Origin of the sequence: Coxiella-like endosymbiont (assembly GCF_030643785.1) — a bacterium.
Taxonomy (GTDB): Bacteria; Pseudomonadota; Gammaproteobacteria; order Coxiellales; family Coxiellaceae; genus Coxiella.
Genome location: NZ_CP094378.1, coordinates 748,976 through 762,967, shown reverse-complemented (window position 1 = coordinate 762,967; position 13,992 = coordinate 748,976). Strand labels below are relative to the sequence as shown.

Here is a 13,992-nt window from a genome sequence, read left to right as displayed (position 1 = left end):
AAAAACCAGACACTTTTAAACCACGAAGATCAATGAGAAGTCTTTATTTTATTGAATCCCACGCAGTATAGTTAAGTTAACTTCTCACAATTGACGTTATTGACGTTAAGCTTCTCAAATAAGCTGCCGTATCACACTATGATCTATTGCTATAATCAAAACAAAGAATTCTGGAGACCTAATATGATTTTTCGCGATCCGAAAGATGCTGGAAAACGGCTCCCAAGGCGCTAGGAAACTATTCGAGGCGCCCCAATACCTTTATTCTCGCTTTACTTCCCCGAGGCGAGCCGTGTGCCGGTAGTATTCGAAGTCGCCCAAGCTCTCCTGGGTTACCTTTGGATGGATATTTCCTAGTTCTGAAATTAAGTGTACCAGGACAGGAAGAACTTGCTATAGACGCTATCGCATCAAATGATATTATGGTTTTAAATAAAGACATCGTCCAACAACTCCTAATTTCACGAGAAACAATCCAACATGTAAAAGCCGAGCAGGAGAAAATTCTAAAAGAGCGAGATTTACGTTATTGTGGTCACCGCCCTGCTCCCAATATCAAAGATAAAATAATAATTTTAATCGACGACGGTATCGCAACAGGCGCTACTATGCGGGTTATGCAATTAAGGATCTCTCAAAGCACTTGGATATTATCAGTGTCTAATTATCGCGACCCCGGTTGCTCCGGGATCGACTATTCAGGAATTAGACGCGAAAGTGTATGAGGTGTATTTTGCCTAGAACTTCCCCGAACCCTTTTTCGCTATTGGCAATTGGTATAAAGTATTTCTTCAGACTTTCGACGAAGAAATCCAAAACCTTACTGGCAGAAGCAAACGTAAAATAGACAAATTGGAGGATTTAGCCATTACACCTGGAGAAAATTGAAATGCAAAGGCTCTATTAGAAAACCACGGTATTTGTTGCCAACTAAGGGATGATTTACTCTCCGGAAGCTACCCACTAGGCAAAATTGAGCAGTTTATGGATGAAAAAGATGCTACACTAGCTCGTAACGTGCTTGCAAATAGCATTGGGTGAGAATCATCCGTATTAATTAAGGAAGGTATTTCATGCCTCGGAAAAAAGAGAAAGAGTTTAATTTTGAAAAAGCACTTAATCAATTAACCGAACTCGTCGCAATTATGGAACAGGGAAGTCTACCTCTCGAGGAGTCTCTCAAAAAATTTGAAATTGGAGTCAATCTCATCCGCAACTGCCAACGCGCGTTGGCGGAAGCTGAACAAAAAGTCAAACTCCTAACTTCTCAGCAAGGAAAGGACGTATTAGTCCCATTTGAAACCGATTCTGATACCTAACCTCATGACCCCTCGATTTTTGCGTCAACAAATACACTCATAAATGCCCTCTTCATTGAATTCAGAATTCATCATATTTACCACTAAATGTTCTCTCATACCTTTTTCATAGGTAACAAAATAAGCTTCATCACTTAAAAGTTCCGGCCATTGTGCTTTGGTTTTTTTAATTTTTTCCATTGTTTGGTCTCCGTTTAATATGGCTCACTGGGATTAAGACTTCTTGCTCTTGATCGCTTTGGAAGGAAGTAACCTCGGACCCGAAAGCATGACCATAAATGACTTCAATCGTTGCGGGAATGGTGTGATTTTCGTCTCGCCATTTTTCATAAGCCTTCAGCATTTGATGCCACTGGTTTCTTCCCATTAATCCTCGAGATCGATCCTGAGCAGTATTATGTGCGCCTATAGCTTTTAGATCCGCTATCAGCTGAAGAACTGAAGAATAACGTACGCTCAAGTATTCCATATCCATAACTGGATCAACAAAATGAAAATGGGTAAGCATATCGCCAATATCATGCATGTCGTAGAAAGTATGGACATGCCGCTTCTTATCGGAAAAGCTTGCTCGTAATTCCTTCAATGTATCGGGTCCCACAGTACTAAACAACAAAAGCCCTCCTGGTCGCAAAATTCGTTGACATTCTTTCAAAGTTTGTTGAAGGTCAAAAGACCACTGGAATGTTAAATTAGAAAAAATCAAATCGACGGACTGATCTACAAACGGTGGAAGAGTATATTCCCCCACTACCATTTTCGGATGGCGCCTCCAAAAACTACCCTTAGCTCGATTTAACAAAGATATAGAAAAATGAAAGCTAATAATGTCAGCCTTCTTATAGCGATTTAACAACGCTCTTGTGGTATATCCCGTTCGAGAACCGAAATCTACTACCCGAAAAGGGTTGAGACGAATGAAATCCAGCCGTTCTAAAAGCCGATCAGCGATGGCGCGAGGGATTATTTCTGCTCCTTCTCCGTAAGTCTTAGCAACAGACTCCAGAGATTTTGCTACCGCTCGGGAATCAATACTAAAGGGATCTTGTTTCACAATCCCTATTTTAGGGTTTTTGTTCTAGATTAAAACCCTGTTAGAGACAGATTTGACTCATTTAGCAAGCTGATTCGAAGGAAGATTCTGAAAAATATCTCCTTGAAATTTACTGTATTGAAGGAGCTTTTAACTAAGAGTCTAATATCCCAACCAACTTTTTCCAGTGTAAAACTTATGAGGTATTCTATGCACCAGCTTATCGATTGGCTATTTCCACAAAAATGTCTTTTTTGTTATGACTACCTCGATAAGTCTCCCATGGTCTGTGAACTTTGTAATAGAGAGCTTGCCTTGGAATTTAATTTCATTTGACTGCCAATCCTTAACTTTATTTCTCTACGCTAATCCTATCGATTCGATCGTTTAATTTCTCAGTTGAAATTTAACCAAAAAATTTTGTATGCCTAAATTGTGTTAATTCCTGTGCCTTTACAAAAAAACTTCTGAAAAGAACGAGGTTTCAATCAAGCCTTAGAAAATCGCCAGACAAATCGCCAAACAATTAAAAATACGATTGCAAATCCGGCTCAATTTCCGAAGTATTAATCGAATCGAGAATACTAAACCACAAAGTGAATTGCCTGCATCACAGCACATTAAAAACGTCAAAAACGCTTTTGTGTTGAAAAAAATCATTTTTCAGATAAGCCATATTGCTGTCTTAGATGATGTGATGACAACAGAAAGTACGATTAATGAAATTGTTCGGGTTTTAAGAAATTAAGAAATAACGACGGAAACGTAGAAAAAATTGAAATTTAGTGTTGTGCCAAGAGATAATAATATATCTTATTGTCATTGAGTCACCTTTTTAGTTGGACTACACGTCTGCGGTGCTAATCCCCCATTTCCCCAGATTGGGGGAGAAGATAGAGTGAAAACAAATTTTTTGGGAATGAGTGCTTATTTCCTTTTAGGAGGAATTAAATCCGTAATAGTCCCTTCAAACATTTCACAAGCCATCATTATTGTTTCCGATAAAGTCGGATGAGGATGAATGGTAAGCGCCACATCTTCCGCATCACAACCCATTTCAATAGCTAAGGCTATTTCAGAAATTAAATCACCTGCATTTACACCAACGATGCCCCCCCAATCACTGTGCCATTTTCATCGAAAAGCAATTTAGTAAAACCCTCAGTGCGACCTAAGGATAAAGCACGGCCACTAGCCACCCAAGGAAATACGTCCTTTTCGTACTTAATCCCTCCCTTTTTTGCCTCGTTTTCCGTCAACCCAACCCAGGCTACTTCTGGATCTGTATAGGCTACGGCTGGAATGCAATGAGCATCATTGTAATGTTTCTTACCGGCTATTACTTCAGCTGCTAATCGACCTTCATAGGTTGCCTTATGGGCTAACATGGGTTGGCCAACGACATCGCCAATAGCATAAATATGTGAAACATTCGTTCGCATCTGGTTATCCACCGCAATAAATCCTCTATCGTCAACTTTAACCCCCGCTTTTTCTGCATCAATCAATTTACCATTGGGACTACGACCCACCACCACCAAAATGCGATCGTATTTTTGCGGTTGTTTAGGAGCGTTTTCACCTTCAAAAGACACATATAATCCATCTTCTTTAGCTTCTACTTTTTTTACACTGGTTTTCAATAAAATTTCGTTATAGCAGTTCTGAACGCGTTGGTAGAGGGGCTTCACTATATCTGCGTCTGCTCCAGGAATAATCTGATTCATTCGCTCTACTACGCTGATCTTACCGCCCAATGCGTGGTAAACCGTGGCCATTTCTAAGCCGATAATGCCACCCCCTATTATCAATAAATGACTTTCCACCGCTTCTAGTTCTAGCGCATCTGTGGAATCCATTACTCGCGGGTCGTCAGGAATAAAGGGGAGTTTTACGGGTTGTGAGCCTACGGCAATAATTGCTTGTTCAAAGCGAATAACTGTTTTTTCTTTATTATCGATAAATAATTCATTGGAAGAAGTGAATTTTCCATAACCCGTAACAATTTCGACCTTGCGCTGCTTCGCCATCATTTTTAGGCCGCTTGTTAACTTTTTAACAACACTTTCTTTCCATTCGCGGATTTTACTTATGTCTAATTTTGGTTTTCCAAAATCCACACCAAAAGACGCCATATCGTAAGTATCATCAACGACTTTAGCTACATGCAATAAAGCTTTTGAGGGAATGCACCCCATATTTAAGCAAACACCACCGATTGGTTCATATTGTTCTACTAGAACGACCGTTTTTCCCAAATCAGCGACCCGAAATCCTGCTGCGTACCCTCCAGGTCCGCTCCCTAAAACTACAACATCAGTTTTAATTTCTTTTGCCATCTTTCCTCTCGTTTTTATCAGTTATTAAAGCATATCTACCCCTTTTCTCATCTTTCCCCTAATTTATGAGAAAAGCCAGAAGCTACAATAATAGCGTTCTAATATCCGATAAACGTTCAGCCAAATAAACAATAAACCGCGCTCCATCAGCACCGTCAATGACACGGTGATCGTAAGATAAACTCAAGGGCAACATTAGTCGGGTCTTACAATTACGGCTTTTAGAACAGACAGATTTCCATTGCATTTGCGAAACTCCTAAAATCGCTACTTCGGGCGTATTGATGATTGGCGTAAAAGCTGTGCCTCCGATTCCTCCCAAACTGGAAATACTAAAACAACCGCCTTGCATGTCATTCAAACTTAGACCCTTGGTACGGGCTTTTTCACTAATTTCGCCCAGTTCTTTAGCCAATTCGAATAATCCCTTTTTATCCGCGTCCCGAATAACGGGAACTACTAACCCTTCAGGTGTATCGACCGCCACACCGATATGAAAATATTTTTTTAAAATCAAATATTCCCACGAGGGGTCTAACGACGCATTAAAATGGGGAAATCTTTTAAGCGCATTAACTACTGCTTTGATAATGAACACTAAGGGAGTCAATCGAACATTATTTTTCTCTGCATAAGCTTTTTGACTTTGACGGAATGCTTCAAGCTCAGAGATATCTGCTTCTCCAAATTGAGTCACATGAGGAACACTCATCCAATTACGAGTGAGATTAACGCCTGTAGCTTCTTTAATTTTAGATAAGGCTTTTTGTTCAATAGCACCAAATTTGGAAAAATCAATTTTAGGTGCAGGAGGGAATGGTAACCCTTCATCCCCTTTTCTTTTCGCAATTTTTAATTGCTGTTTTACGTATTGCTGAACATCCTCTTTGAGAATACGATGATCCTTCTGACTAGTTCCTTTAATTTTATTCAAATTGATACCAAATTCACGCGCGACTCGACGAACACCGGGTCCCGCATGAACAGTAGTGCCAAAACCTTCGCCTTCGGAAACCTCTATTTTAGTTTTTTCTTCTGGTTTTGCTTTCTTTTCTTTAGGAGATTCTTTTACTTCTTTTTCCTCGGATCTTTCTTTCTCAGCTTCTTTTTCGTCCTCTTTTTCTTCTTTTTTCCCTTTGTCATCTTTTTCGCTCTTCTTCACCTCAATAGTTAAAATTTCATCTCCTTCTTTAATTTTGTCCCCAACCTTTACTTTAATGTCTTTAATCGTACCAGCTAAGGGTGAGGGAACATCCATCGAAGCTTTATCGCCTTCCAAAGTGATTAAACCGTCTTCTTTTGCTATTCGATCACCAGGTTTTACTAATAATTCGATGACGTCAACTTCGGACGCTCCACCCAAATCTGGTACAGAAATTTTTTCTATCGAATTTGCCACTATCTTCCCCTTTTTATCTTGTCCACGGATCAGGTCGATTCGGATCAATTCCTAGTTTCTGTATGGCATTTATGAGTTGACCCATTTCAAATTCACCTTGGTCTGTTAGCGCCTTCAATGCTGTATACGCAATCATCTTGGCATCTACTTCAAAGAAATCCCGCAAGATAGATCGAGTATCACTACGACCGAAGCCATCAGTTCCTAACACATAATAAGGCTTTTTAATTGCCTGGCGAATTTGATTCGCCTGTAATTTCATATAATCGGTAGCAGCAATCACTGGACCCTTTCGATCATTAAAACACTCTTCTACATAACTTCTTTTGGAAATTTCTTGAGGATGCAAACGATTATAACGATCTACAGATTCGATATCATGACGCAATAAATTAAAACCAGGAACGCTCCAAACATCGGCAGCTACATTAAATTGCCGCTCTAAAATTTTGGCAGCTGCAATAACTTCAAGTAAAATAGCTCCCGCTCCCAATAATTGAACGCACTGGGGCAATTTTCTATTGCCTTCTTTAAACAAATACATCCCTTTGATAATTCCTTTTTCAACTCCTTCGGGCATCGGCGGATGTTGATAACTTTCATTCATGAGTGTGATGTAATAAAACACGTTTTCTTTGTCTTGATACATCCGGCACAAGCCATCTTGAATAATTACAGCCAGCTCATAACCAAAAGCAGGATCATACGCCCTGCAGGTGGGTACCATACTGAACATCAATAAATTATGGGAATCTTGATGCTGCAATCCTTCACCCGCCAAGGTGGTTCTGCCTGCCAATCCTCCTAAAATAAAACCTCGTGATTGCATATCCGCAGCCGCCCACACTAAATCACCCACACGTTGATAACCGAACATCGCGTAATACACGTAAAAAGGGATTAGAGGACAATTATTATTAGCGAATGAGGTAGCAGCAGCGATCCAACTGGACATAGCACCTGCTTCCGAAACGCCCTGCTGCAACATTTGTCCGGATTGATGTTCACGATAATAAACTAATTTCTTTTCATCTTCCGGAGTGTATTTTTGCCCTTCTACTGCATAGATACCCGTCTGTCGAAACAACCCTTCTAATCCCAACGTTCGAGCTTCATCGGCTACGATTGGAACAAGGCGCTCTTTGATATTTTCATCCCTTAACAACAATCCCATAATTCGAGAAAACGCCGCCCCTGTTGAAATTGAGCGATCACCAGTACCTTTTAAGATGGGCTCAAATAAGCTTAAATTCGGAATTTTCAAAGCTTCATAAGAACCATCGCGCACTGGCAATGGCCCTCCTAACTTCTCACGCTGTTTATGTAAATACTGTATCTCGGGAGTTTTTTCAGCCGGTTTATAAAATTCTAGATCTTTTAATTGTTTATCTGAGAGGGATAATTCAAATCGATCACGAAAGGTCTTTAACCCTTCGTCGCTAATTTCTTCTAAATTATGAGCAATATTTTGAGACTCTCCTTCTTGGCCGTAACCGTAACCTTTAACAGTTTTCATTAACAGGACGGTCGGCTTTCCCGTTTCCTTTAGTGCTTCCGTATAAGCCGCGTAAACCTTTTGAGGATCATGACCTCCATCCGTTAATTGTTCCAATTCACGATCACTCATATCAGAGACAAGCTCCTTCAATTCCGGGAACTTGCCAAATAAATGTTCTCGTAGATAAGCACCGCCTTTGGCACAACACGCTTGGTATTCTCCATCTACCATCTCACCCAGGAGTTTTAGTAATAAACCGGATTTATCTTTTTGAAACAATCGTTCCCAATTATGGCCCCAAATAACTTTAATCACCCGCCATCCCGCTCCGCGGAAAATACCTTCCAATTCTTGAATAATTTTTCCATTGCCTGAAACAGGTCCATCGAGACGTTGTAAATTGCAATTAATAATAAAGATGAGGTTATCGAGATGCTCACGAATTGCCACCAATAATCCACCTAAATTTTCAGGCTCGCCCGTTTCACCATCACCACAGAAAGCCCATACTTTGCGCTTCGCCGTATCGGCCAACCCTCGATAGTGTAAATATTTCAACAATTGGGCTTGGTAAATAGCCATTAATGGTCCTAGACCCATGGAAACGGTGGGAAATTGCCAGAAATGGGGCATTAAATGGGGGTGGGGATAGGAAGAAATTCCCTTAGTTAAAGCTTCTTGACGAAAATGAACTAATTCATCTTCTGTTAGCCGCCCTTCAAGAAAAGCACGTGCGTAAATTCCTTCCGAGGAATGGCCTTGAAAAAAAACTAGATCGTCCGCGTGAAAAAAATAATTTAATCCTACTTCGACTAAAGTTGCTATCGAAGCATAACTGGAAAGATGTCCTCCTAGTCCAGCTTTTTTACGACCCACACGCATTACCATAGCGAGGGCGTTCCATCGCATATAATTCGTTAAACACTGTAAAATATTTATTTCATTCTCGGGCAATTTAGCTTCTGCGTTAGCAGGAATTGTATTGATGTAGGAAGTATGAATACCAGCGGGAACAAGCACACCAATTTTTCTGGCATGCAACCATAATTGTCGTAAAATAAATTCAGCACGCTCGATGCTTTCATATTCAACAACCGAATCGAGCGCTTCTTTCCACTCCTGGGATTCTATGGGGTCAACATCCTGAGAATCTATATTTTTCTCAGTCATAATCTCACTCTTTAAACTATTTTTTATTTAAACGATTCCTGCTTAATGGGTGATTATCGCTTCGTAAGCTAACCAATCCAGCGCCCAATTGTAAACAAGGCTATCACCACAAGCCACACCCATAACGCTCGATTAATTAATCCATCAATAGCCACCAATTTTTCCACTAATAACGGATGACTTTCTTCAATTCCTAAAGCGGTTAGCCCATATTCGATGATCTGCTGTCGCGCAGAAGCAATTCCAGTGTACACATAGGAATACCATCGTTTAAATGTTGCTGAGAAGTAACCAACGAGAGCGAATGTAATACCAGTCAACCTTACAGGAACCCAATCTAATACGCCTTCTATTCTCCTTGCTGCCAAGTACAAATTGTTATCTTCCTCCAAAGAATGATTTCCTAAATGGCGATTCAAGTTTGCTACTAATGTGTAAAGGACCACGCCTGTTGATCCAAGAATTAATAACCAAAAAATCAATGCGAAGATGCGTCGATAGGCATTAATCAAAACCTCTTCAACTGTTACATGAGCTATATTTTCTGGAGCATGGGAACGTGTATCCATACAATACCATAAAACCACCACCGTTAGAAAATAATAACCAACTATCGTTAAGAGATGGCAGACAAAAAGAGCAATCAAAATGTAAATAAGAAGCAGGGGCAGGACAACAATACCAACACCGCCAATTCCACGCCAAAAAGACAAATGTTCAAACCTTTCCTTCATCCAATGAAAATAAGCGTCAAACCAATGATATTGCCTGCTATAGCTATCAAAATGAAGCCACCACTGTATCACCAAACACAACAAAATGGCGGTCAAAGCCATAATAACTATCCACTCTCTACTGACTTTCAAATGGGTCTCATTCTCGCTTATCTTTTTGGCTATAGCAATCCATTCTTCAACCATCCCATATAGCTAGCTCTCAATCTCGTCGCAGACGGTCGGACATTGCCAAAGGCGTAGGGTATTTAATAACAACCCAATATGAGGAAATGATGAAAGATAATATAGTAACACTCTCAATTAAATAGCCTGATTTATCTGAAATAATATGACTGCTAAGAGCCATGTAAGCAATAATCAAAGAAAATTCGCTGATTTGACCTAAGCGTACTCCTACTTCCCAAGCTACTTGATTGGATTCTCCCATCCAACGTAGCAACAATCTATAGGTTAAAGGCTTTATCCCCATCAATAAAATAAGCAAAATTAATGCAGGGATGATAACAAGAGGTAAAAAATTAAGATCGAAAGTAGCCCCCACAGAGAAGAAAAATAAAACTAAGAAAAAATCCCGTACTGGCTTTAAACTTTCAGAAATATAAACGGATACCGGTCTTGAAGCCAAGCTAACCCCAGCAATGAAAGCACCTACCTCACCCGACAAACCCAATAATGAAGCTAACTGAGCCATACTGAGGCACCAGCCAATTGCCAATAAAAAGAGATATTCCTTAATCCGATTAAATTTAGAAAATAAAGGAAATAAAACCAAACGATCAAATAAATAAGCGAAAATTAAAATAGCAGGGAATCCTAATACTACTAAGCTAATATCAACCAGCACCTTCCCCTCACGTGAAGTTCCGTGTAATAAAAACAGAACGGCAATAGCGATTAAGTCCTGCAGCAGAAGAACACTGATCATTACCTCTCCGGTATGTTGATGATGCAGAATCGTGGTTGGCAATAACTTAATGCCGATAATCGTACTGGAAAACATCATCGCACCACCAATAACTAAGCACTCCACTATCGAGTAACTAAAAAAGTAAGCAACGAGATATCCTATAATCGCGAAGACGATCGAACTGATTAAAGCTACCCAGGTGATTTCTTTGAACATAGTTATCAATTTTTGCGGAGGCAAATTAAGGCCTAAAAGGAATAATAAGAAGATAATTCCCACGTCGCTGACCGTTCGAAGCATGTCGGTATTAGCAATTAATTTTAATCCCCACGGCCCAAACAAAATCCCTAATAGCATGTAAGCAACCAACATCGATTGGCGGGTCATTAAAGCAAAAGTTGATAGGACTGCCGCACCAGCGAAAATGAGAAAAATTGAAAAGATTATATTGTGCTCCACATTCAGGTCCTATCGTCTATTTTCCTCTCAGCCAGAGGATTTCCTCTCCCCTTCCTTCTTTTAAGAGCTCTAAAACACCAAAATTCTACCACTTCCGCCCGATTTTTCTATTAAAATGATAAAATGATAAAATGATAAAAAAGCCACTTATTTCTTTACACTTATTGATTTTTTATGTAAAACTTAATTGTCGTTTTTATTATCTAATCAGAAAAAAAGATGCCAGCAAAAAAAACGAAAAACTTCTCGCAAGCGAGGACATCTTAACAGGTAGAGCTTCCATAAATTTTGCGCGTTTGAAAAGTGTCACGAAGCAGCGTAACGACGTGCGCAAGAAGTTACGTGGTCGCACAAAAGAAATTAGCGAAAGTAAAGAAAAGATGCTGCACGTAAACTCGCTAAACTTCGAAAAGATACAGCTCGAAAAGTAGCTGCGGCTAAAAAATCACGAACCACAATTAGAGCTGGTAAAACCGCTGGAAGAAAACGAGCGGGGTCGTCCCCGTAAAATAGCTCGCAAAGTTAGCACGACAAAAACGAAACGTGGTCGCGATTACCCAAGAAAAACAGCTTCGATGGCGTCAACTGCTGCCATCGTCGCCGTGGACGTCCTCGTAAAACAGCGGAGTAGCTTCTTTGAAAAAACTCCGCGAAGCGGGGTTTTTTCTTTATTCTCATTAAAGAAAGAAACCGGCTTTTAGAGAATTGCTCAAGTTAATTATATTGTTCACGTTATATCTTTAATTAATTAATACCATTGCGATTAGCGAATTTGTAGCTCGAATTTGTAGCTATTTAATAGCTTTAAAATACGATCCCGCACTTCATCCATAGTACCAAGGCCTGATATACGATAATAATGGGGTGCCTGAGAATCTCCTGATTTTTCCCACACTGAATAATAGTGGTTAAGAGGACTAGTTTGTTGTTTATAAATCGCTAAACGTTTTCGAACCGTTTCTTCATGATCATCAGCTCGCTGAACTAAAGGTTCACCCGTTAGATCATCTTTACCGGGTATTTTTGGAGGATTGTATCGTCGATGATAAGTGCGACCCGAAGCAGGATGGACCAATCGACCTGTCATACGTTCAATAATTTCTTCTTCTGGCAGATCGATATCAATCACCAAATCGATTTTAATTTTCTTACTATGTAATGCTTCTGCTTGTGCCGTGGTACGTGGAAAACCGTCTAATAAATAGCCCTTTCGACAATCATGTGAATTCACGCGTTCTTTCACCAATACAATCATAATGTCATCTGAAACGAGCCCCCTTCTTCCATTACCTTTTTTACTTCTAACCCTAAAGGAGTTCTTGCTTTGACAGCAGCACGTAACATATCTCCTGTCGAAATTTTGGGTATATCCAATCGATTGGCAATAAATTCTGCTTGAGTTCCTTTACCGGCTCCGGGAAGCCCTAATAAAATAATTCGCATTATGAATTAACCCTATTAATTAATTGAAAAGAATCATACACCTTAGCACGGTTTAGACGTAATCGACCACTTTGCGTGATTATTAAACTCACGGTAGTTTGTTTATGCTTAGAGGGGGCAAAAAAATACCAAAAAAATACCTTTGTTGGCCTCTGGTAAAGCCACTGACAGTAAAATCCAAATGACAGTAAAATCCAAATAAGTATTATGATTTAAACTACTTCACTATATTTAACCGATATCCGGAGAAATATTTGGCATAATATTGACGGAGCTTTTTGGTATTCAATTCTTGAATGATTTATCCCTGGCTCCATTGATGATCGCAATGTTGTCCATCACGACACTACATAAATGCATCACTTGGCCTTGCTCAACGGCAGTATTTTGCGCCAAATGAATAGCTCCAATTAAACGATTAACAAATAAAGTAATTTGCTTCTTAACAACAACAACTAAACCTTTAAAACTTCCTAAGTAAGGAGTGTTCAAAGAGATAAAAATTAATAAAAGCAAGGGGATGCAGTTATTAATTGCAATAAAGTCATTCCTTGACTCAGCTATTTGTACATACCCTAACCAAACGAACGGCATTACGACTTACTTTAATTACTTCCATACAGTATCCGGCTAAACGCAAAGCAACTCTCGACAGAGGGATGCTTTCTAAATATTCAACCATGAGAAGCCCACTTAATGTCTTAGGCCTCGTTATTGGCAAATTCCATTGCATAAAACCGATTTAAATCGCACACACTAATTCGCTCATCTATATAAAAAACTGCCTTCTTTTTGTTTATGAATCAATTGCGAGGAATCACCAACACCAATCGAAAATTCTCCTACAATTTCTTCCAAAATACCTCGTAAAGTTACAAGCCATTGAATGTCTCCATACTCATCTAACACCAACTCCATTGTTTTATTTTTTTGTCGAAAATAAGGCGCCTCTTTTTTCCATAAACACTTTGGGCTTTTTCTGCTTCATTAATACCTGCAATAAAGGCAAGTTCCATACCAGGGGTTCTACCAATCTGCCAATCGATTCCTAATCCCATAGCACCTACCCCAATAAGGCTAACTCAATAAGTAACTGATGATTCAACGATGATTCAACAAAGTAACATAAAGAGGGAAAAATCATATTTTGACACCAAAAGATCCACTAGTATCTTATCCCACTTATCAGTGAGATTAATACCGTATATTCGATTGCACGGTATCATTACATCTTCTATTGTCATTTTCCCTAAATCTAAAATTCATAATAGCATTTGTTGATAACCCGAAAGATTTTTTCCTATTATTTTTCCTATTACTTTACGAACAATACTTCGCAACTCTTCGGGGCTTAAAGTCTTTGGTAAATGTGCAGCTACCTTGACGATAAAAATATGTAAGAAACCATTAGCAATAGTGTTGATCAACAAAACCAATGGGTAGAGCACACGTAATAAAATTTTAATCGGTAAGGCAGTTGGAAAAGCAACCTGCTGAGAATGTAAAGCGCCTAATGTTTTAGGCGTAGTTTCTGCAAGTATCAAAATCAATAAAGTTAAAATTACTGTCGCAACAATAACTCCCAAATATCCTAAAAAATGAATAGCAATAACGATAACAATCACCGAAAACGGTGGTAATCGCCGAAGCCAAAATATTGGCGAAAGTGTTACCAATCAAAATAACAC

General features: G+C 39.3%; 12 protein-coding genes and 2 pseudogenes. 2 read left to right on the top strand and 12 right to left on the bottom strand.

The window, feature by feature from the left end; all coding sequences use genetic code 11:
- The first annotated feature begins 338 nt into the window (after positions 1-338).
- Both MRH55_RS03995 and MRH55_RS03985 read left to right on the top strand, forming a co-directional pair.
- Positions 339-725 carry a hypothetical protein gene (locus MRH55_RS03995; RefSeq protein ID WP_369420962.1) on the top strand — a complete coding sequence of 129 codons (387 nt, stop codon included), beginning with the start codon at positions 339-341 and terminating at the stop codon, positions 723-725.
- Between the two features lie 348 nt (positions 726-1,073).
- The gene (locus MRH55_RS03985) at positions 1,074-1,319 is read left to right on the top strand and encodes an exodeoxyribonuclease VII small subunit (protein ID WP_304985008.1); all 246 of its coding nucleotides are present in this window, start codon (positions 1,074-1,076) and stop codon (positions 1,317-1,319) included.
- A 24-nt stretch (positions 1,320-1,343) separates the two neighbouring features.
- On the opposite strand, the gene MRH55_RS03980 is transcribed toward MRH55_RS03985, so the two are convergent.
- The 12 genes and pseudogenes from MRH55_RS03980 to MRH55_RS03925 form a co-directional block, all read right to left on the bottom strand.
- Positions 1,344-1,499: a peptide-methionine (R)-S-oxide reductase gene (locus MRH55_RS03980; RefSeq protein ID WP_304985007.1), complete on the bottom strand. Its 156-nt coding sequence runs from the start codon at positions 1,497-1,499 to the stop codon at positions 1,344-1,346.
- Entirely contained in the window at positions 1,486-2,373 is an 888-nt protein-coding gene (locus MRH55_RS03975) for a methyltransferase domain-containing protein (RefSeq protein ID WP_304985006.1), read from the bottom strand. The genes MRH55_RS03980 and MRH55_RS03975 overlap by 14 nt, the downstream gene beginning before the upstream one ends.
- 906 nt (positions 2,374-3,279) lie before the next feature.
- Positions 3,280-4,691, bottom strand: a pseudogene (lpdA, locus tag MRH55_RS03970) (dihydrolipoyl dehydrogenase).
- 82 nt (positions 4,692-4,773) lie between these two features.
- A complete protein-coding gene (aceF, locus tag MRH55_RS03965; RefSeq protein WP_304985005.1) occupies positions 4,774-6,090 on the bottom strand; it encodes a dihydrolipoyllysine-residue acetyltransferase in 1,317 nt (438 codons plus the stop codon).
- Positions 6,091-6,103: 13 nt separating this feature from the next.
- Complete coding sequence (gene aceE / locus MRH55_RS03960) at positions 6,104-8,758, bottom strand: pyruvate dehydrogenase (acetyl-transferring), homodimeric type (RefSeq protein ID WP_304985004.1); 2,655 nt, start codon at positions 8,756-8,758, stop codon at positions 6,104-6,106.
- Between the two features lie 68 nt (positions 8,759-8,826).
- Positions 8,827-9,678: a regulatory signaling modulator protein AmpE gene (ampE, locus tag MRH55_RS03955; protein ID WP_304985003.1), complete on the bottom strand. Its 852-nt coding sequence runs from the start codon at positions 9,676-9,678 to the stop codon at positions 8,827-8,829.
- Positions 9,679-9,694: 16 nt separating this feature from the next.
- A complete protein-coding gene (locus MRH55_RS03950; RefSeq protein ID WP_304985002.1) occupies positions 9,695-10,789 on the bottom strand; it encodes a cation:proton antiporter domain-containing protein in 1,095 nt (364 codons plus the stop codon).
- Between the two features lie 835 nt (positions 10,790-11,624).
- Positions 11,625-12,304 (bottom strand): annotated as a pseudogene (gene adk / locus MRH55_RS03945) (adenylate kinase).
- Between the two features lie 285 nt (positions 12,305-12,589).
- A complete protein-coding gene (locus MRH55_RS03940) occupies positions 12,590-12,898 on the bottom strand; it encodes a hypothetical protein (protein WP_304985001.1) in 309 nt (102 codons plus the stop codon).
- A gap of 171 nt (positions 12,899-13,069) precedes the next feature.
- A complete protein-coding gene (locus MRH55_RS03935; RefSeq protein ID WP_304985000.1) occupies positions 13,070-13,213 on the bottom strand; it encodes a hypothetical protein in 144 nt (47 codons plus the stop codon).
- Positions 13,207-13,362 (bottom strand): hypothetical protein, encoded by a 156-nt coding sequence (locus tag MRH55_RS03930; RefSeq protein WP_304984999.1) that lies wholly within the window; start codon positions 13,360-13,362, stop codon positions 13,207-13,209. Before MRH55_RS03930 ends, MRH55_RS03935 begins: the two co-directional genes overlap by 7 nt.
- A gap of 204 nt (positions 13,363-13,566) precedes the next feature.
- On the bottom strand, positions 13,567-13,980 hold the full coding sequence (locus MRH55_RS03925) for a CNNM domain-containing protein (protein ID WP_304984998.1): 414 nt from the start codon (positions 13,978-13,980) through the stop codon (positions 13,567-13,569).
- Positions 13,981-13,992 lie beyond the last annotated feature (12 nt).

Excerpts from the sequence above, each read along its gene's own strand:
- MRH55_RS03985 (WP_304985008.1), top strand. The coding sequence starts at position 1,074 with ATGCCTCGGAAAAAAGAGAAAGAGTTTAATTTTGAAAAAGCACTTAAT.
- MRH55_RS03980 (WP_304985007.1), bottom strand. The coding sequence starts at position 1,499 with ATGGAAAAAATTAAAAAAACCAAAGCACAATGGCCGGAACTTTTAAGT.
- aceE (WP_304985004.1), bottom strand. The coding sequence starts at position 8,758 with ATGACTGAGAAAAATATAGATTCTCAGGATGTTGACCCCATAGAATCC.
- ampE (WP_304985003.1), bottom strand. The coding sequence starts at position 9,678 with ATGGTTGAAGAATGGATTGCTATAGCCAAAAAGATAAGCGAGAATGAG.
- MRH55_RS03950 (WP_304985002.1), bottom strand. The coding sequence starts at position 10,789 with ATGACCCGCCAATCGATGTTGGTTGCTTACATGCTATTAGGGATTTTG.
- MRH55_RS03940 (WP_304985001.1), bottom strand. The coding sequence starts at position 12,898 with ATGCCGTTCGTTTGGTTAGGGTATGTACAAATAGCTGAGTCAAGGAAT.
- MRH55_RS03930 (WP_304984999.1), bottom strand. The coding sequence starts at position 13,362 with ATGGGATTAGGAATCGATTGGCAGATTGGTAGAACCCCTGGTATGGAA.